We start from the raw sequence: 18,330 nt of genomic DNA, 5'->3' as shown, positions 1-18,330 counted from the left end.
GGTATCAGACCGCCCTCATCAGCAGGGTCGCGGCGATGAGGACCGCCGCACCCCCGAACATCGAGACCGCGTACGACCGTGCGAAGCCGTTCTGGAGCTTGCGCATCCGTCCCGACAGACCGCCGACCGACGCCGCCGTGCCGTTGACGACGCCGTCGACCAGGGTGTGGTCGACGTACACCAGGGAGCGCGTGAGGTGTTCGCCGCCGCGCACGAGGACGACGTGGTTGAAGTCGTCCTGGAGCAGGTCGCGCCGGGCGGCCCGGGTGAGCAGCGACCCGCGCGGGGCGACGACCGGGACCGGCCGGCGGCCGTACTGGCCGTAGGCGATGGCGACGCCGATGACCATGCAGGCGACGGTCGCGCCGGTGACGACTCCCGCGCTGATCGGCGGGTGGCCGTGTTCGAACCCGGTGATGGGCTCCAGCCAGTGCACGAAGCGTTCGCCGATGCTGAAGAACCCACCTGCGGCGACCGACCCGACGGCCAGCACGATCATCGGGATCGTCATGACCTTGGGCGACTCGTGCGGGTGCGGCTCGTTGCCCTTCTCGTCGGGCTGCCAGCGCTTCTCGCCGAAGAACGTCATCAGCATCACGCGCGTCATGTAGTACGCCGTGATGGCCGCGCCCAGCAGCGCGCAGCCGCCGAGGATCCAGCCCTCGGTGCCGCCCTTGGCGAACGCCGCCTCGATGATCTTGTCCTTGGAGAAGAAGCCGGACAGGCCCGGGAAACCGATGATGGCGAGATATCCGAGGCCGAAGGTGACGAAAGTGACCGGCATGTACTTGCGCAGGGCGCCGTACTTGCGCATGTCGACCTCGTCGTTCATGCCGTGCATGACCGAACCGGCGCCGAGGAACAGCCCGGCCTTGAAGAAGCCGTGCGTCACCAGGTGCATGATCGCGAAGACGTAGCCGATGGGGCCGAGACCCGCGGCGAGGACCATGTAGCCGATCTGCGACATGGTCGAGCCGGCCAGCGCCTTCTTGATGTCGTCCTTCGCGCAACCGACGATCGCACCGAAGAGGAGCGTGACGGCACCGACGATGGTGACGACCAGCTGCGCGTCCGGCGCCGCGTTGAAGATCGCGCCGGAGCGGACGATCAGGTAGACGCCCGCGGTCACCATCGTCGCGGCGTGGATGAGGGCCGAGACCGGTGTCGGGCCCTCCATCGCGTCCCCGAGCCAGGACTGCAGCGGCACCTGGGCGGACTTGCCGCACGCGGCGAGCAGCAGCATCAGGCCGATGGCCGTGAGCCTGCCCTCGCTCGTGTCGGCGACGAGTCCGGCCTCCTCGTGGGAGCCGAGCACCGGCCCGAAGGCGAAGCTGCCGAACCAGAGGAACATCAGCATGATCGCGATCGACAGGCCCATGTCGCCGACGCGGTTGACCAGGAAGGCCTTCTTCGCGGCCGTGGCGGCGCTGGGCTTGTGCTGCCAGAAGCCGATCAGCAGGTAGGAGGCGAGACCGACGCCCTCCCAGCCGACGTACAGCAGCAGGTAGTTGTCGGCGAGGACGAGCAGCAGCATCGCCGCGAGGAACAGGTTCAGATAGCCGAAGAAGCGGCGGCGCCGCTCGTCGTGCTCCATGTACCCGACCGAGTACAGGTGGATCAGCGAGCCGACGCCGGTGATCAGCAGCACGAACGTGATCGACAGCTGATCGAGGCGGAAGGCGACGTCCGCCTGGAAGCCCTCGACCGGGATCCAGCTGTACAGGTGCTGGGTGAGGGTCCGGCTCTCGGCGTCCTTGCCCAGCAGGTCGGCGAAGAGGATCACGCCGAAGACGAAGGAGACGAAGGACAGGAGCGTGCCGATCCACTGGCCGACGGCGTCGAGACGCCGGCCGCCGCACAACAGGAGGGCCGCTCCGAGCAATGGCGCCGCGATCAGCAGCGCAATCAGGTTCTCCACGATTCTTCCGACCCCTTAGAGCTTCATCAGGCTGGCGTCGTCGACCGAGGCCGAGTGGCGGGAACGGAACAGCGACACGATGATCGCGAGCCCGACGACGACCTCCGCGGCGGCGACGACCATCGTGAAGAAGGCGATGATCTGGCCGTCGAGATTGCCGTGCATCCGTGAGAAGGCCACGAGCGTGAGGTTGCACGCGTTGAGCATGAGCTCGATGCACATGAAGACGACGATCGCGTTGCGCCTGATCAGCACGCCGGTGGCGCCGATCGTGAACAACAGGGCGGCGAGGTAGAGGTAGTTGACCGGGTTCACTTCGACGCCTCCTCGGGCCGCTTGAAGGTCGACGGCTCGATAGCGGTCCGCTCCAGCCGTTCCTCCGCGCGCTGTTCCAGGGCCCGCAGGTCGTTCAGCGCCTCGGTGGACACGTCACGGATCTGGCCGCGCTCGCGCAGCGTCTTGCTGACGGTGAGGTCGGACGGGGTGCCGTCGGGCAGGAGGCCCGCGATGTCGACCGCGTTGTGACGGGCGTACACGCCCGGGGCCGGCAGCGGCGGGACGTGCTTGCCTTCGCGGACGCGCTCCTCGGACATCTCGCGCTGGGTCTTGGCACGCTCGGTGCGCTCGCGGTGCGTGAGCACCATGGCGCCGATCGCGGCCGTGATCAGCAGGGCGCCGGTGATCTCGAAGGCGAAGACGTACTTGGTGAAGATGAGGGTGGCCAGGCCCTCCACGTTGCCGTTCGCGTTCGCCTGGGCGAGACCGTTGAACTCCGTGATCGAGGCGTTGCCGATACCACCGATCAGCAGGGTGCCGAAGCCCAGGCCACAGAGAAGGGCCAGCCAGCGCTGGCCCTTGATGGTCTCCTTCAGGGAGTCAGCGGCCGTGACGCCGACGAGCATCACCACGAACAGGAACAGCATCATGATCGCGCCGGTGTAGACGACGATCTGCACGATGCCCAGGAAGTAGGCGCCGTTGGCGAGGTAGAAGACCGCCAGGATGATCATGGTCCCGGCGAGACAGAGCGCGCTGTGCACGGCCTTCTTCATGAAGACGGTGCACAGGGCGCCGATCACGGCGACGGTGCCGAGGACCCAGAACTGGAAGGCCTCTCCGGTGGAGGTGGAGTAGGCGGCGAGTTGCCCGGTCATCGGCCGATCACCTTCCCGGACGCCGGTTCGTCCTCACCGAAGGTCGAGTCCGCCTCCTGCGGGACCTCGCCCTTGGAGAGCGCGACCTGCTGGGTCGTGCCCGGCGCGGCCTCCGTCACCAGACCCCGGTAGTAGTCCTGCTCGTCCGTGCCCGGGTAGATGGCATGGGGGCTGTCGACCATGCCGTCCTCGAGACCGGCGAGCAGCTGCTCCTTGGTGTAGATGAGGTTGGCGCGGCTGGAGTCCGCGAGCTCGAACTCGTTGGTCATCGTGAGCGCACGCGTGGGGCACGCCTCGATGCACAGGCCGCACAGGATGCAGCGGGCGTAGTTGATCTGGTACACGCGGCCGTACCGCTCGCCCGGCGAGTAGCGCTCCTCGTCGGTGTTGTCGGCGCCCTCCACATAGATGGCGTCGGCGGGGCAGGCCCAGGCGCACAGCTCGCAGCCGACGCACTTCTCCAGGCCGTCCGGATGGCGGTTGAGCTGGTGCCGTCCGTGGAAGCGCGGAGCGGTGGTCTTCTGCTGCTCCGGGTACTGCTCGGTCAGCCGCTTCTTGAACATGGCCTTGAAGGTCACGCCGAAGCCGGCCACGGGGTTCTGGAAACCGGGCTTGGTCTCCTTGGGCTCCTCAGCCATCGGACGCCTCCTTTCCATCCAGAGATCCGTCACTCTGAGTATCGAGCCCACCACTGACAATCAGCTCCCGCTCACGGCGCGGGCGACGTCGAGGCACTGGCGGAAGTTCCTGTCCGGGCAGTGGCGGCACGGGGAATCCGCCCGCCATCGCGTCGAAGCCGGCGGGTTCCTCCGCGGTCTGCTCGGCCGTCTTCGCCCGGTCGCGGAACATGTCCACGACGAAGGAGAGCAGGAGCAGCGCGAGGACGCCGCCGCCGACGTAGAGGGCGATGTCGGCGAAGTCGTAGTTCTCGTTGCGCAGGGTCCGCACGGTCGCGACGAGCATCAACCAGACCACGGAGACCGGGATGAGGACCTTCCAGCCGAGCTTCATCAGCTGGTCGTAGCGGACGCGGGGCAGCGTGCCGCGCAGCCAGATGAAGAAGAACAGCAGCAACTGGACCTTGATCACGAACCAGAGCAGCGGCCACCAGCCGTGGTTCGCGCCCTCCCAGAAGGTGCTGACCGGATACGGGGCCCGCCAGCCGCCCAGGAAGAGCGTCACGGACACCGCCGAGACCGTCACCATGTTCACGTACTCGGCGAGCATGAACATCGCGAACTTGATCGACGAGTACTCGGTGTTGAAGCCGCCGACCAGGTCGCCCTCGGACTCCGGCATGTCGAAGGGGGCGCGGTTGGTCTCGCCGACCATCGTCACGATGTAGATCAGGAAGGAGACCGGCAGCAGCACGATGTACCAGCGGTCCTGCTGCGCCTCGACGATCGCCGAGGTCGACATCGACCCGGAGTAGAGGAACACCGAGGCGAAGGCCGCGCCCATCGCGATCTCGTACGAGATCATCTGCGCGCAGGAACGCAGGCCACCCAGCAGCGGGTAGGTGGATCCGGAACTCCAACCCGCAAGGACGATGCCGTAGATGCCGACCGAGGCGACCGCGAGGATGTAGAGCATCGCGATCGGCAGGTCGGTGAGCTGCATCGTGGTGCGCTGGCCGAAGATCGAGATCTCGTTGCCGGCCGGGCCGAAGGGGATCACCGCGATCGCCATGAAGGCCGGGATGGCCGCGACGATCGGCGCGAGCACGTAGACGACCTTGTCCGCGCGTTTGACGATGACGTCTTCCTTGAGCATCAGCTTGATGCCGTCGGCGAGCGACTGGAGCATGCCCCAGGGGCCGTGCCGGTTGGGGCCGATGCGCAGCTGCATCCACGCGACGACCTTGCGCTCCCAGACGATGGAGAACAGCACGGTCACCATCAGGAAGGCGAAGCAGAACACCGCCTTGATGACGACCAGCCACCAGGGGTCGCGGCCGAACATCGACAGGTCTTCAGCGGCGAGGAAAGGGCTCATGCCTCCACCTCCTCGGGGGCCTCGGACGCGAGGGTCGCCGGGCCGATGCGGACGAGTGAGCCGGGCAGCGCCCCGGTGTCGGAGGCGACGCCGGCGCCCACGGAGTTCAGCGGGAGCCACACGACCCGGTCGGGCATCTCCGTGATCTGCAGGGGCAGTTCGGCGACTCCGGCGGGGCCGGTCACGGCGAGGACGTCGCCTTCCTTCACGCCGGCCTCGGCGGCCGTGGCGGCCGACACCCGCGCGTGGGCGGCGTGCCGGGTGCCGGCGAGCGCTTCGTCGCCCTGCTGGAGAAGACCCTGGTCGAGCAGCAGCCGGTGCCCGGCGAGGACCGCCTCACCGGCGGCCGGCCGCGGCAACTGGGCGGCGACCGTCAGGGGTTCGGTGGCCCTGGGTCCGTCCCAGGCGCCGAGCCGGTCGATCTCCGCGCGCGTGGTGCGCAGATCCGGCAGGCCCAGGTGTACGTCCATGGCGTCGGCCAGCATCTGCAGCACGCGCGCGTCGGTCGGGGCCAGGCGGCGGGTCATCTGGTCGGGCTTGAGCGCGGCCTCGAAGAAGCGCACCCTGCCCTCCCAGTTGAGGAAGGTGCCGGCCTTCTCGGCGACCGCCGCGACCGGCAGGACCACATCGGCGAGCTCGGTGACCTCGCCGGGCCGCAGCTCCAGCGACACCACGAAGCCGACCTCGCCGAGCGCCTCACGCGCGCGTGCCGGGTCGGGCAGGTCGGCGACCTCGACGCCCGCGACCAGCAGGGCCTGGAGTTCACCGGTCGCGGCGGCCTCGACGATCTGGCCGGTGTCGCGGCCGTAGCGATGCGGGAGTTCGGCGACTCCCCAGACGGCGGCGACCTCCTCACGCGCGCGCGGGTCGGTCGCGGGACGTCCGCCCGGCAGCAGCGACGGCAGCGCGCCCACCTCCACGGCAGCGCGCTCCCCCGCCCGGCGCGGGATCCACACCAGCTGGGCACCGGTCGCGGACGCGGCCCGTACGGCGGCGGTGAGTCCGCCCGCCACGCCGGCCAGCCGCTCGCCGACGACGATCACCGCTCCCTCGGTGCGCAGCGCCTCGGACGCCTTCGCTCCGGCCTCGTCCAGGCCGACCCCGCCGGCGAGCGCGTCCAGCCACTCGGTCTCGGTGCCGGGGGCGGCGGGCAGCAGGGTGCCGCCGGCCTTCTCCAGTCCGCGCGTGGCGTGCGTGGCGAGCGAGAAGACCTTCTGGCCGTGCTTGCGCCAGGCCTTGCGCAGCCGCAGGAAGATGCCGGGCGCCTCCTCCTCGGCCTCGAACCCGGCCAGCAGGACGGCCGGCGCCTTCTCCACGGCGGTGTAGGTGACACCCGTACCGTCGAGGTCGCGGCCGTGACCTGCGACCCGCGCGGCGAGGAAGTCGGCCTCCTCGCTGCTGTGCAAGCGCGCGCGGAAGTCGATGTCGTTGGTGTCGAGCGCCACGCGCGCGAACTTGCTGTACGCGTAGGCGTCCTCGACGGTGAGACGGCCGCCGGTCAGCACGCCGGTCCGGCCGCGTGAGGCGAGCAGCCCCTGGGCCGCGATCTGCAGCGCCTCCGGCCAGGAAGCCGGCTCGAGGTCACCCTCGGCGTTGCGCACCAGAGGCGTCTGGAGCCGGTCGCGCTGCTGCGCGTACCGGAACCCGAACCGCCCCTTGTCGCAGATCCACTCCTCGTTGACCTCGGGGTCGTTGGCGGCCAGCCGCCGCATGACCTTGCCGCGCCGGTGGTCGGTGCGGGTGGCGCAGCCACTGGAGCAGTGCTCGCAGACGCTCGGCGAGGACACCAGGTCGAAGGGGCGGGAGCGGAATCGGTACGCCGCCGAGGTCAGCGCGCCGACCGGGCAGATCTGAATGGTGTTGCCGGAGAAGTACGACTCGAAGGGGTCGCCCTCACCGGTGCCGACCTGCTGGAGCGCGCCCCGCTCGATCAGCTCGATCATCGGGTCGCCCGCGACCTGGTTGGAGAACCGGGTGCAGCGGGCGCACAGCACGCACCGCTCGCGGTCGAGCAGCACCTGCGTGGAGATCGGCACGGGCTTCTCGTACGTCCGCTTCCGGCCCTCGAAGCGGGACTCGGCGTGTCCGTGCGACATGGCCTGGTTCTGCAGCGGGCACTCGCCGCCCTTGTCGCAGACCGGGCAGTCCAGCGGGTGATTGATGAGCAGGAGCTCCATCACACCCTTCTGGGCCTTCTCGGCGGCCTGCGAGGTCAGGTGCGTCTTCACGACCATGCCGTCCGTGCACGTGATCGTGCAGGACGCCATCGGCTTGCGCTGGCCCTCGACCTCGACGATGCACTGGCGGCAGGCGCCGGCCGGGTCGAGCAGGGGATGGTCGCAGAAGCGGGGGATCTCGATGCCGAGCTGCTCGGCGGCCCGGATGACCAGGGTGCCCTTCGGCACGCTGATCTCGGCGCCGTCGATCGTCAGCGACACGAGATCTTCCGGCGGGACCGCCGCCTCTCCCCCTCCGGAGGGAGCGCTGGTGGTCACAGTCATGCGTTCACCTCCGTGCGGTGGTCGGCCCAGGCCGTCGACTTGGCCGGGTCGAAGGGGCAGCCGCGGCCCGTGATGTGCTGCTCGTACTCCTCACGGAAGTACTTCAGCGAGGAGAAGATCGGCGAGGCGGCACCGTCGCCGAGGGCGCAGAAGGACTTGCCGTTGATGTTGTCGGCGATGTCGTTCAGCTTGTCGAGGTCGGACATGACGCCCTTGCCGGCCTCGATGTCACGCAGCAACTGCACGAGCCAGTAGGTGCCTTCGCGGCAGGGCGTGCACTTGCCGCAGGACTCGTGGGCGTAGAACTCGGTCCAGCGGGTGACGGCGCGTACGACGCAGGTCGTCTCGTCGAAGCACTGAAGCGCCTTCGTGCCGAGCATGGAGCCCGCGGCGCCCACTCCCTCGTAGTCAAGGGGGACGTCGAGGTGCTCGTCGGTGAACATCGGCGTCGAGGAGCCGCCCGGGGTCCAGAACTTCAGGCGATGCCCGGGCCGCATCCCGCCGCTCATCTCCAGCAGCTGGCGGAGCGTGATGCCGAGCGGGGCCTCGTACTGGCCGGGATTGGTGACATGGCCGCTGAGCGAGTAGAGCGTGAAGCCCGGGGACTTCTCGCTGCCCATCGACCTGAACCAGTCCTTGCCCCGATGCACGATCGCGGGAACTGACGCAATCGACTCGACGTTATTCACAACAGTCGGGCAGGCGTAGAGACCTGCCACCGCAGGGAAGGGGGGACGGAGCCGCGGTTGACCACGGCGGCCTTCGAGCGAGTCGAGCAGTGCGGTCTCCTCACCGCAGATGTACGCGCCCGCGCCCGCGTGCACGGTGAGTTCGAGATCGAGGCCGCTGCCGAGGATGTTCTCTCCGAGGTAGCCGGCCGCGTAGGCCTCGCTCACGGCCGAGTGCAACCGCCGCAGCACAGGGACGACTTCACCGCGCAGATAGATGAAGGCATGCGACGACCTGATGGCATAACACGCGATGATCATGCCCTCGATGAGGCTATGCGGGTTCGCGAAGAGGAGCGGAATGTCCTTGCAGGTTCCGGGCTCCGATTCGTCGGCGTTGACAACTAGATAGTGCGGTTTTCCATCGCCCTGGGGGATGAACTGCCATTTCATTCCCGTCGGGAATCCCGCGCCGCCGCGCCCGCGCAGACCGGAGTCCTTGACGTACGCGATCAGGTCGTCCGGCGTCATGGCGAGCGCCTTGCGAAGACCCTCGTACCCTTCGTGCCTTCGGTAGACGTCCAGCGTCCAGGACCTGTCCTCGTCCCAGAAGGCCGACAGCACGGGTGCGAGCAGCTTCTCGGGGCTGTTTTCCTTCAGCTCGGGTGCCAATGTCATCACTCCCCCTCCTCGGCGACAGGCCCTGCCGGGTGGGCCGGGTCGGACGCGGACGAATCCTGCGGCGCGTCGTGCGAGCTGAGGTGTTCAGCCGGCGACGGTTCGTGCACTGCCCTGTCCTGCGGCCCCTCGTGCGGGCCGCCGTTCCGCGGATGGACCACGCGCGCGGGTGCGGCCTCTCCCCTGGCCAGGCGGAGGCCCACCAGCGACGCCGGTCCCGCACTGCCGCTCTCCTCGACGGCCCCGGGCCGCTCGTCGGGGAAGCCGGCCAGGATCCGCGCGGTCTCCTTGAAGGTGCACAGCCGAGCACCACGCGTGGGCTCGACGGGCCGTCCCGCCCGGAGGTCGTCGACCAGGCTCTTGGCGCTGGCGGGGTTCTGGTTGTCGAAGAACTCCCAGTTGACCATCACGACCGGCGCGAAGTCGCAGGCCGCGTTGCACTCGATGTGCTCCAGCGTGACCTTGCCGTCGTCGGTGGTCTCGCCGTTGCCGACGCCCAGGTGCTCCTGGAGCTCCTCGAAGATCGCGTCACCGCCCATCACCGCACACAAGGTGTTGGTGCACACGCCCACCTGGTAGTCGCCGGAGGGCTTGCGGCGGTACATCGTGTAGAAGGTGGCGACCGCGGTCACCTCGGCCGTGGTCAGGCCGAGCACGTCCGCACAGAACTGCATCCCGGTGCGGGTGACGTGGCCCTCCTCCGACTGCACGAGGTGCAGCAACGGCAGGAGGGCGGACCGGGAGTCCGGGTAGCGGGCGATGATCTCGCGCGCGTCGGTCTCGAGCCGGGCTCGAACGTCGTCCGGGTAGCCGGGCGCGGGCAGTTCGGGCATGCCCAGGCTGACGCCCCGCTCCGAAGAAGAGGTGGTCACCGGTCGACGCCTCCCATCACGGGGTCGATGGACGCGACAGCGACGATGACGTCGGCGACCTGGCCGCCCTCGCACATCGCCGCCATGGCCTGCAGGTTGGTGAAGGACGGGTCACGGAAGTGGACCCGGAAGGGGCGGGTGCCGCCGTCGGAGACGACATGCACCCCGAGCTCGCCCTTGGGCGACTCGACGGCCGCGTACGCCTGTCCCGGCGGGACGCGGAAGCCTTCGGTGACCAGCTTGAAGTGGTGGATCAGGGCCTCCATGGAGGTGCCCATGATCTTCTTGATGTGGTCGAGGGAGTTGCCGAGCCCGTCGGGTCCCAGGGCGAGCTGGGCGGGCCAGGCGATCTTCTTGTCGGCGACCATGACGGGGCCGGGCTGGAGCCGGTCCAGGCACTGCTCGACGATCCCGAGCGACTGGCGCATCTCTTCCAGGCGGATCAGGAAACGCCCGTAGGAGTCGCAGGTGTCGGCGGTCGGGATCTCGAAGTCGTACGTCTCGTAGTCGCAGTACGGCTGCGACTTGCGCAGGTCGTGCGGCAGGCCGGTGGAGCGCAGGATCGGGCCGGTGGCGCCGAGGGCCATGCAGCCGGCCAGGTCGAGATAGCCGATGTCCTGCATGCGGGCCTTGAAGATGGGGTTCCCGGTGGCGAGCTTGTCGTACTCCGGGAGGTTCTTCTTCATCTTCTTCACGAACTCGCGGATGTGGTCCACCGCGCCGGGCGGCAGGTCCTGGGCGAGTCCGCCGGGGCGGATGTACGCGTGGTTCATCCGCAGGCCCGTGATGAGCTCGTAGATGTCGAGAATCATTTCACGATCACGGAATCCGTAGATCATGATCGTGGTGGCGCCGAGCTCCATGCCTCCGGTGGCGATGCACACCAGGTGGGAGGAGAGCCGGTTCAGCTCCATCAGGAGCACCCGGATGATCTTGGCGCGTTCGGTGATCTGGTCCTCGATGCCGAGGAGCTTCTCGACGGCGAGACAGTAGGCCGTCTCGTTGAAGAAGGACGTCAGGTAGTCCATGCGCGTCACGAACGTGGTGCCCTGCGTCCAGGTCCGGTACTCGAGGTTCTTCTCGATGCCGGTGTGGAGATAGCCGATGCCGCAGCGGGCCTCGGTGACCGTCTCGCCGTCGATCTCCAGGATCAGGCGGAGCACCCCGTGGGTGGAGGGGTGCTGCGGGCCCATGTTGAGGACGATGCGCTCGTCGTCGGCGCGGGCCGCGGCCTGGACGACCTCGTCCCAGTCGCCACCGGTGACCGTATATACGGTGCCCTCGGTGGTCTCACGGGCGGATGCTGACTGCGTGCTCACGAGTACGACCTCCGCTGGTCCGGAGCCGGGATCTGGGCGCCCTTGTACTCGACGGGGATGCCGCCGAGGGGGTAGTCCTTGCGCTGCGGGTGGCCCTGCCAGTCGTCCGGCATCATGATCCGCGTCAGGGCGGGGTGACCGTCGAAGACGATCCCGAAGAAGTCGTACGTCTCGCGCTCGTGCCAGTCGTTCGTCGGATACACGGAGACGAGCGACGGGATGTGCGGGTCGCTGTCGGGGGCGCTGACTTCGAGGCGGATCAGCCGGTTGTGGGTGATCGAGCGCAGGTGGTAGACGGCGTGCAGCTCGCGGCCGGTGTCGCCGAGGTAGTGGACGCCGCTCACGCCGGTGCACAGTTCGAAGCGCAGGGCCGGGTCGTCGCGCAGGGTGCGGGCGACGCGGACCAGGTGCTCGCGTTCGATGTGGAAGGTGAGTTCGCCGCGGTCGACGATCGTCTTCTCGATGGCGTTGTCGGGGAGGAGTCCCTGTTCCTCCAGTGCGCCCTCGAGTTCGTCGGCGACCTCGTCGAACCAGCCTCCGTAGGGGCGGCTCGCCGGCCCCGGGAGCCGGACCGAGCGGACGAGACCGCCGTAGCCGGATGTGTCGCCGCCGCTGTTGGCGCCGAACATGCCGCGCTGGACGCGGATCTCCTCGCCGCCCTGGCCGCGCTGGCCGGGGAGGTTGGAGGCGGAGAGGTCCTTCTCGGGGTTGACCCCGTTCGACCCGTTCGCGCCGTTGGTGCCGTTCGCGTCGCTCACCGCAGCAGCCCCTTCATCTCGATCGTGGGCAGGGCCTTGAGCGCCGCCTCCTCCGCCTCGCGGGCCGCTTCCTCGGCGTTCACGCCGAGCTTGGAGGTCTGGATCTTCTGGTGGAGCTTGAGGATGGCGTCCATCAACATCTCGGGCCGCGGCGGGCAGCCGGGGAGATAGATGTCGACCGGGACGATGTGGTCGACGCCCTGGACGATCGCGTAGTTGTTGAACATGCCGCCCGAGGAGGCGCAGACCCCCATGGAGATCACCCACTTGGGGTTCGGCATCTGGTCATAGACCTGCCTGAGCACCGGCGCCATCTTCTGGCTGACCCGGCCGGCGACGATCATCAGGTCGGCCTGGCGCGGCGAGCCGCGGAAGACCTCCATGCCGAAGCGCGCCAGGTCGTAGCGGCCGGCGCCGGTGGTCATCATCTCGATGGCACAGCAGGCGAGGCCGAAGGTGGCCGGGAAGACGGACGATTTACGCACCCAGCCCGCGGCCTGCTCGACGGTGGTCAGCAGGAATCCGCTCGGCAGCTTTTCTTCGAGTCCCATGTCGTTAAAGGCCCCTCAGTCCCATTCCAGGCCGCCGCGCCGCCATACGTACGCGTACGCGACGAAGACGGTGAGCACGAAGAGCAGCATCTCCACGAGCCCGAAAATCCCCAGGGAGTCGAAGGTGACGGCCCAGGGGTAGAGGAAGACGATCTCGATATCGAAGATGATGAAGAGCATCGCCGTCAGGTAGTACTTGATCGGGAAGCGCCCGCCGCCGGCCGGCGTGGGGGTCGGCTCGATTCCGCACTCGTAGGCCTCGAGCTTGGCCCGGTTGTACCGCTTCGGACCGATCAGCGTGGCCATGACCACGGAGAAGATCGCAAAGCCTGCCCCGAGGGCTCCCAGTACGAGGATGGGCGCATAGGCGTTCACCGCTCCTCGCTCCTCTCAGTCGGCACTGACTGCTGGCGGTTGCACTGGGCTCACATCCGCCTCACCGGTCCCACAAGCCCCGCTCGTCCCGGCGAAGATCGAGAACATGTGAAGCAGGTCACAAGCCCAACTGCCTCGCATCCTATGCCTGCCGCTCTGTGATCTGCGACACGGGGTATTACACAAGCTTTGTGATCTCCACCACCTGACGAAGGATCATGAAGCCGGATGAGCGGTGATCTTCGCACGAGAAGCGTCCGAGTGATCACCAGAGGTGACATTTTCGCTCATCACCGCAGCTCGGAAGGGTCGTCTCAATATCAAGAGACTTCTCTTGCATGCAAATTGGTGATGGACGGGATGTCTTGATAGGGGAGCGCGTTCACACTTCAGAGGGAGCCGCGGAGGGGGATGTGGACGCGTGCACGCGTTCACGAGCGTCGGCGGGCGCGATCCGGGCACAGGACGCGCACGAGGCTGTGACCGTTGCGTGACCTCTGCCACATGATGAGAGAGCCCTGAGAACCGGGCTTGGCCACCGGTCTCAACAAGTGGTAAGCGATGGGCAATTCGGACTTAATGATGAAAGACCGTGATCACGGGCTGAGTGATACGCGTCCGCAATGTCCGTTACGGCGTCAATAAAGGGCGTCACGCCGGGAATTTGGGGCCGCCATTGAGTAACTGTGGCGCAGCACACGTTTCTTGTAGGTATGGAGGAGCCCCTGATACCGGTTGTTCTCATGTCCCACACCGCTCACATACGCAGCCACCGGAAGCCCCGCCGCAGCGCGACGACGACCATCGCAATGCGCGCCGGAGTTACCGGTGGCGTCCTCAGCATGGCAGCGGCTGGCGCTGCGGCTACGGCGAACGCCGCCGAGCCGGTGACGCAGACCATCGAACTGCCCGCCCTCACGGGCGACCTGGCGAACCAGCTCGCCCAGTCCGCGGACGCCACTCAGCTGGCGGCGGCGAACTACGAGCTCGACGCCGAGCGTGACGCGGCCGCGGCCGCGGCGGCCAAGGAAGCCAAGAAGGACCTCGCGGAGGCCAAGAAGAAGGCCGAGGCGAAGAAGAAGGCCGAGGAGGCCCGCCGGGCCGCCGCAGAGGCCGCCGCGTCGCGCAGCGCCGAGCGGACCACCCTGTCCGCCTCCGCTTCCACGAGCACCGACGTGTCCGCTCCCGCCAGCGGCAGCGTCGGGACGGTCGTCTCCTTCCTCAAGGCCCAGCTGGGCGACGCGTATGTCATGGGCGCCACCGGCCCCAGCGCGTGGGACTGCTCCAGCCTGGTCCAGGCCGCGTTCAAGCAGGTCGGCGTCGACCTGCCGCGGGTCTCGCAGGACCAGTCGATGGTCGGCACCGACGTGTCGCTGTCCAACCTGCAGGTCGGCGACATCCTGTACTGGGGCGGCAAGGGCTCCGCGTACCACGTGGGCGTCTACATCGGGGACGGCCAGTACCTGGATGCGGCCAACCCGTCCAAGGGCGTCGTCATCCAGGACCTGTCCGGGTACCCGGCGTCGGGTGCGGTGCGCGTCCTCTGAGTCGCGTCCGAGTCGCATCCGGCTCGCAGAGATCAACGTAAGGGCCGCAGCCGCTCGGGGGCAGCGGCCCTTGCGCCTCATCCGAGGTCGAAGGTGTTGGGCAGACCCAGCCTGTAGCGCACCTCGTCGACCCGTTTCAGCGGCTCCAGCTCCGGGGGCCGGTAGAGCCCCCAGGTCCGGCAGCGTTCGGCGTCCGAATCGTCCGCTTTCAGGAGGGCGTTGACGGCGAGGCGGGCCGATTCGTTGGCGCCCTCCATCGACGCCAGGTCGACGTCGGTGCGGACGTAGTCGCCCGCGAGGAAGAAGTTCGGGACCTTTGTGCGGGCCGTGGGGCGGTTGTAGAGGGTTCCCGTGGGGTGGATGAGGAGCTGTTCGCGGTTCTGCGGGTTCGGGCCGCCCAGGCCGGTCACCGCCGGGTCCATGAACCAGCCCAGGCGGTCCTCGTCCCGGAGCGTGGTCTTGCCCGCGTCGTTGAGGCCGTCCTTGAGCTGAGCCCAGAGTTCGGCGACGACCTCCTCCTTGGTGCACTCCTTGGCCGTCTTGCCGTACAGGATGCCCGGCTTGTCCCACTCCGAGATGATCGCGGAGAGGCAGTCGTGGGCGCGCCCGTCGCCGTAGTCGCGGGAGAAGTCCCGGCCGGCCCAGAACTGCGCCTGGCCGACGCCGGTGACGGCCCACGGTGAGTCGAGGCAGTTGATGTGGCCGTGCACGACGGGGGTGGGCGTGCGCAGGTAGAACATCACGCCGGTCATCCAGTCCGTCTGCAGCGCGTCGCACCGGGCGAGCTGGGGGTCGGCCGCGCGCAGGGCCGGGCCCCACGTCCCGCGGGCGTGCTCGACGGGCAGGGCGGAGATGTAGTGGTCGGCGGTGACGGTGCGTTCGTCGCCGCCATCGCGGGCCGAGACGCGGACGCCGGTCACCCGGCCGCCGTCGTAGTGGACCTCGCGCACCTGGGTGCCGAGGGCGAAGCCGACGCCCAGGGAGCGCAGGTGGGTCTCCCAGGGGTCGATCCAGGCCTCGCTGGTGGGTGCGTTGAGGACGCGGTCGATGTCGGCGTCGCCGTCCATGCCGCGGCCGAGCAGGCCCCACAGGAGCAGGGCCTCGATGATGACGCGGCCGACGGTTCGGGTGGACGCCACCTCCGCGCGCGTGGCGACGAGGTTGCGGGTCTGGCCGATGCCGAGGAGCGTCCGGTACTCCTCGCTCATCTCCTCGGCGCGGATGAAGTCCCACCACGCGACCTTCTCCCACACCTCCTCGCGGCGGGCGTCGCAACTGGTGAGGTGAACCAGAAGGCGGTCGGCGAAGTAGGCCACCTCGTGGGCGGGGAGGCGGGTGCCGAGGTCCAGGACCGACAGGAGCTGGTCGCGGATCCAGCCGAGGGTGAGGTCACCGGGGCGGGGCGGGGTGGTGCCGCGGCGAAGCGGGAAGTGCAGGTCGGGGCGGCCGTCGGCGCGGGCGAACAGGGCCTCGGTGCCGCTGACGAGGTTGTCGTGGACGCCGTGCGCGTTGCCGGGGACGGGGATGCGGCGCATGGTGTCCGGTAGGTTCCGGTAAAAGCCCGGGAAGAAGCGGAAACCGTGCTCGGCGGGGAGGTCCGCGCGGCCGCCGGTCGCCGTGCCCGGGACGGGCATCGAGCGGGCCTTGCCGCCGAGGGTGTCGTAGTACTCGTAGACGGTGACGGCGTAGCCGCGTTCGGCGAGTTCGTGGGCGGCGCTCAGGCCGGAGACTCCGCCGCCCAGGACGGCGACGCGTCCACCGGAAGCGGCGTTCGCGGTTCCGGCGGGCCATAAGGCGAGGGCGCCGGCCACTCCCCCGGCACCGGCCAGAAAGCGTCTGCGGGTGTGGCCGGATCGTGTGTGACCTGTCTGCTCCTGGGGCTCCTGCGTGTGTTCTGTTGTCATGAATCCCGGAGGGTAGGGAGGGTCCGCGGAGGCCGGAAGCCTGATTCCCGGCCGACCACAGCATTCTCACAACCCGTGACAGCACAAGGACAGAAGCCCGGAAAGGGAGAAAAGCGATGCCCAGCGTTTTTGTGCAAGGCAGGCCCGTCGACTCGTATCCGCCGCTCGCGCCCGAGGCCCGGCAGGGGGCGGTGCGCAGGATCACCGAGATGGGTGAGGAGGTGTTGCACAAGCCGTGCCGGGACGTGACCGAGTTCGGGCCGGATCTCGCCGCGCTCATCGACGACATGTTCCTGACGATGTACATCGCCGACGGGGCCGGCCTGGCGGCGAACCAAGTCGGTGTCGATCTGCGGCTGTTCGTGTACGACTGCCCGGACGACGACGGGGTCCGGCACGTCGGGCACATCGTCAACCCGGTGCTGGAACCGCTCGACGCGGCGCACAGGAGGCTCCTCGACGCCGGCGAGGGGTGTCTGTCGGTGCCGGGCGCGGTGATGGACGTACCGCGTCCGGACCGGGCCGTGGTGCGCGGCCTCGACAGGGACGGCGAGCCGGTCGCGATCGAGGGCACGGGCTACTTCGCCCGTTGCCTCGCGCACGAGACCGATCACTGCAACGGGCAGATCTATGTGGACCGGCTCTCCAAGCGGGAGCGGAACGAGGCGCTGCGGCAGGTGGCGGACCGGCGGGACGAGGTGTTCGCGCGCCGGGCCGCCAACATCGAGGCCCTCAGCAGGACCTAGGAGCTCAGGCCTTCGGTGCCACCTTGCTGAGGCCGTTGATGATGCGGTCCATCGCGTCGCCGCCGGTCGGGTCCGTGAGGTTCGCGAGCAGCTTCAGCGTGAACTTCATCAGCATGGGGTGCGTCAGGCCGCGCTGGGCCGCGATCTTCATGACCTTCGGATTGCCGATGAGCTTCACGAAGGCGCGGCCCAGTGTGTAGTAGCCGCCGTAGGTGTCCTTCAGGACACGCGGATAGCGCTGGAGGGCCATTTCACGCCCCGCGGGGGTCGAGCGGGCGTGGGCCTGGACGATGACGTCGGCGGCGATCTGGCCGGACTCCATGGCGTAGGCGATGCCCTCGCCGTTGAAGGGGTTCACCAGGCCGCCGGCGTCGCCGACCAGGAGCAGGCCCTTGGTGTAGTGCGGTTGGCGGTTGAAGGCCATCGGGAGGGCGGCGCCGCGGATGGGGCCGGTCATGTTGTCCGGGGTGTAGCCCCAGTCCTCCGGCATGGAGGCGCACCAGGCCTTCAGGACCTCGCGCCAGTCCAGTTCCTTGAAGGAGTCGGAGGTGTTGAGCACGCCCAGACCGACGTTCGACGTGCCGTCGCCCATGCCGAAGATCCAGCCGTAGCCGGGCAGGAGGCGGTCCTCGCCGGGGCCGCGGCGGTCCCACAGCTCCAGCCAGGACTCCAGGTAGTCGTCTTCGTGGCGGGGGCTTTCGAAGTACGTCCGTACGGCCACGCCCATCGGGCGGTCCTCGCGGCGGTGCAGGCCCATCGCCAGCGACAGGCGCGTGGAGTTGCCGTCGGCGGCGACGACCAGCGGCGCGTGGAAGGTGACTTCGCGCTTCTCCTCGCCGAGCTTGGCGTGGACGCCCGTGATGCGGCCGGTGCGGTCGTCGATGATCGGGGCGCCGACGTTGCAGCGCTCGTAGAGACGGGCGCCGGCCTTCTGGGCCTGGCGGGCGAGTTGCTCGTCGAAGTCGTCGCGCTTGCGGACGAGGCCGTAGTCGGGGAAGGAGGCGAGATCGGGCCAGTCCAGCTGGAGGCGCACGCCGCCGCCGATGATCCTCAGGCCCTTGTTGCGCAGCCAGCCCGCTTCCTCGGAGATGTCGATGCCCATGGCCACGAGCTGTTTGGTCGCGCGTGGGGTCAGGCCGTCACCGCAGACCTTCTCCCTCGGGAACTGGGTCTTCTCCAGCAGCAGGACGTCGAGGCCGGACTTGGCCAGGTGGTACGCCGTCGCAGAGCCGGCCGGCCCCGCGCCCACGACGATCACATCGGCGGTGTTCTCGGAGAAGGGCGAGGAGTGGGGCTCGGGCACGACGGTCACGGCGGGATCTCCCCAAGTTCGAAATCTGTGTG

At 68.6% G+C, this 18,330-nt stretch carries 16 protein-coding genes; 2 read left to right on the top strand and 14 right to left on the bottom strand.

From position 1 onward, the window contains the following. Positions 1-4: 4 nt before the first annotated feature. The 12 genes from nuoL to ACWGDB_RS18825 are packed head-to-tail and all read right to left on the bottom strand — an operon-like array spanning position 5 to position 12,789. Complete coding sequence (gene nuoL / locus ACWGDB_RS18880) at positions 5-1,918, bottom strand: NADH-quinone oxidoreductase subunit L (protein WP_369272784.1); 1,914 nt, start codon at positions 1,916-1,918, stop codon at positions 5-7. Positions 1,919-1,933: 15 nt separating this feature from the next. Next, a complete protein-coding gene (gene nuoK, locus ACWGDB_RS18875) occupies positions 1,934-2,233 on the bottom strand; it encodes an NADH-quinone oxidoreductase subunit NuoK (protein WP_003998919.1) in 300 nt (99 codons plus the stop codon). Next, positions 2,230-3,072 (bottom strand): NADH-quinone oxidoreductase subunit J, encoded by an 843-nt coding sequence (locus tag ACWGDB_RS18870; RefSeq protein ID WP_453823451.1) that lies wholly within the window; start codon positions 3,070-3,072, stop codon positions 2,230-2,232. The genes nuoK and ACWGDB_RS18870 overlap by 4 nt, the downstream gene beginning before the upstream one ends. Then, positions 3,069-3,710, bottom strand: a complete 642-nt coding sequence (gene nuoI, locus ACWGDB_RS18865) for an NADH-quinone oxidoreductase subunit NuoI (protein ID WP_370262708.1) — start codon at positions 3,708-3,710, stop codon at positions 3,069-3,071. The genes ACWGDB_RS18870 and nuoI overlap by 4 nt, the downstream gene beginning before the upstream one ends. Next, positions 3,703-5,067, bottom strand: a complete 1,365-nt coding sequence (nuoH, locus tag ACWGDB_RS18860; protein ID WP_453823450.1) for an NADH-quinone oxidoreductase subunit NuoH — start codon at positions 5,065-5,067, stop codon at positions 3,703-3,705. Before nuoH ends, nuoI begins: the two co-directional genes overlap by 8 nt. After that, positions 5,064-7,568: an NADH-quinone oxidoreductase subunit G gene (locus ACWGDB_RS18855; RefSeq protein WP_453823449.1), complete on the bottom strand. Its 2,505-nt coding sequence runs from the start codon at positions 7,566-7,568 to the stop codon at positions 5,064-5,066. Before ACWGDB_RS18855 ends, nuoH begins: the two co-directional genes overlap by 4 nt. Beyond that, positions 7,565-8,914, bottom strand: a complete 1,350-nt coding sequence (nuoF, locus tag ACWGDB_RS18850) for an NADH-quinone oxidoreductase subunit NuoF (RefSeq protein WP_453823448.1) — start codon at positions 8,912-8,914, stop codon at positions 7,565-7,567. Before nuoF ends, ACWGDB_RS18855 begins: the two co-directional genes overlap by 4 nt. After that, positions 8,914-9,786 (bottom strand): NADH-quinone oxidoreductase subunit NuoE, encoded by an 873-nt coding sequence (gene nuoE, locus ACWGDB_RS18845; RefSeq protein WP_383610149.1) that lies wholly within the window; start codon positions 9,784-9,786, stop codon positions 8,914-8,916. The genes nuoF and nuoE overlap by 1 nt, the downstream gene beginning before the upstream one ends. Further along, positions 9,783-11,105, bottom strand: a complete 1,323-nt coding sequence (locus ACWGDB_RS18840; RefSeq protein ID WP_383610152.1) for an NADH-quinone oxidoreductase subunit D — start codon at positions 11,103-11,105, stop codon at positions 9,783-9,785. The genes nuoE and ACWGDB_RS18840 overlap by 4 nt, the downstream gene beginning before the upstream one ends. Beyond that, positions 11,102-11,863 (bottom strand): NADH-quinone oxidoreductase subunit C, encoded by a 762-nt coding sequence (locus tag ACWGDB_RS18835; protein ID WP_427840440.1) that lies wholly within the window; start codon positions 11,861-11,863, stop codon positions 11,102-11,104. The genes ACWGDB_RS18840 and ACWGDB_RS18835 overlap by 4 nt, the downstream gene beginning before the upstream one ends. Then, positions 11,860-12,414: a NuoB/complex I 20 kDa subunit family protein gene (locus ACWGDB_RS18830; RefSeq protein WP_010041554.1), complete on the bottom strand. Its 555-nt coding sequence runs from the start codon at positions 12,412-12,414 to the stop codon at positions 11,860-11,862. Before ACWGDB_RS18830 ends, ACWGDB_RS18835 begins: the two co-directional genes overlap by 4 nt. Before the next feature lie 15 nt (positions 12,415-12,429). After that, entirely contained in the window at positions 12,430-12,789 is a 360-nt protein-coding gene (locus tag ACWGDB_RS18825; RefSeq protein WP_030950624.1) for an NADH-quinone oxidoreductase subunit A, read from the bottom strand. A 713-nt stretch (positions 12,790-13,502) separates the two neighbouring features. Here ACWGDB_RS18825 and ACWGDB_RS18820 point away from each other — a divergent pair. Then, the gene (locus tag ACWGDB_RS18820) at positions 13,503-14,336 is read left to right on the top strand and encodes a C40 family peptidase (RefSeq protein WP_328880000.1); all 834 of its coding nucleotides are present in this window, start codon (positions 13,503-13,505) and stop codon (positions 14,334-14,336) included. A 77-nt stretch (positions 14,337-14,413) separates the two neighbouring features. Here the strand turns inward: ACWGDB_RS18820 and ACWGDB_RS18815 are convergent, their stop codons facing one another. After that, positions 14,414-16,240, bottom strand: a complete 1,827-nt coding sequence (locus tag ACWGDB_RS18815) for a hydroxysqualene dehydroxylase (protein ID WP_453823447.1) — start codon at positions 16,238-16,240, stop codon at positions 14,414-14,416. Between the two features lie 116 nt (positions 16,241-16,356). Between ACWGDB_RS18815 and def the strand changes: the two genes are divergently transcribed. Continuing rightward, a complete protein-coding gene (gene def / locus ACWGDB_RS18810; protein ID WP_453823446.1) occupies positions 16,357-16,986 on the top strand; it encodes a peptide deformylase in 630 nt (209 codons plus the stop codon). A gap of 4 nt (positions 16,987-16,990) precedes the next feature. On the opposite strand, the gene ACWGDB_RS18805 is transcribed toward def, so the two are convergent. Further along, positions 16,991-18,298, bottom strand: coding sequence for a geranylgeranyl reductase family protein (locus tag ACWGDB_RS18805; protein ID WP_453823445.1), 1,308 nt, complete (start codon positions 18,296-18,298; stop codon positions 16,991-16,993). Positions 18,299-18,330: the final 32 nt, after the last annotated feature.

Source organism: Streptomyces sp. NPDC055013 (assembly GCF_053608645.1).
The sequence above is the reverse complement of the archived record's forward strand: the minus strand, read 5'-3'. Positions and strand labels throughout refer to the sequence as shown.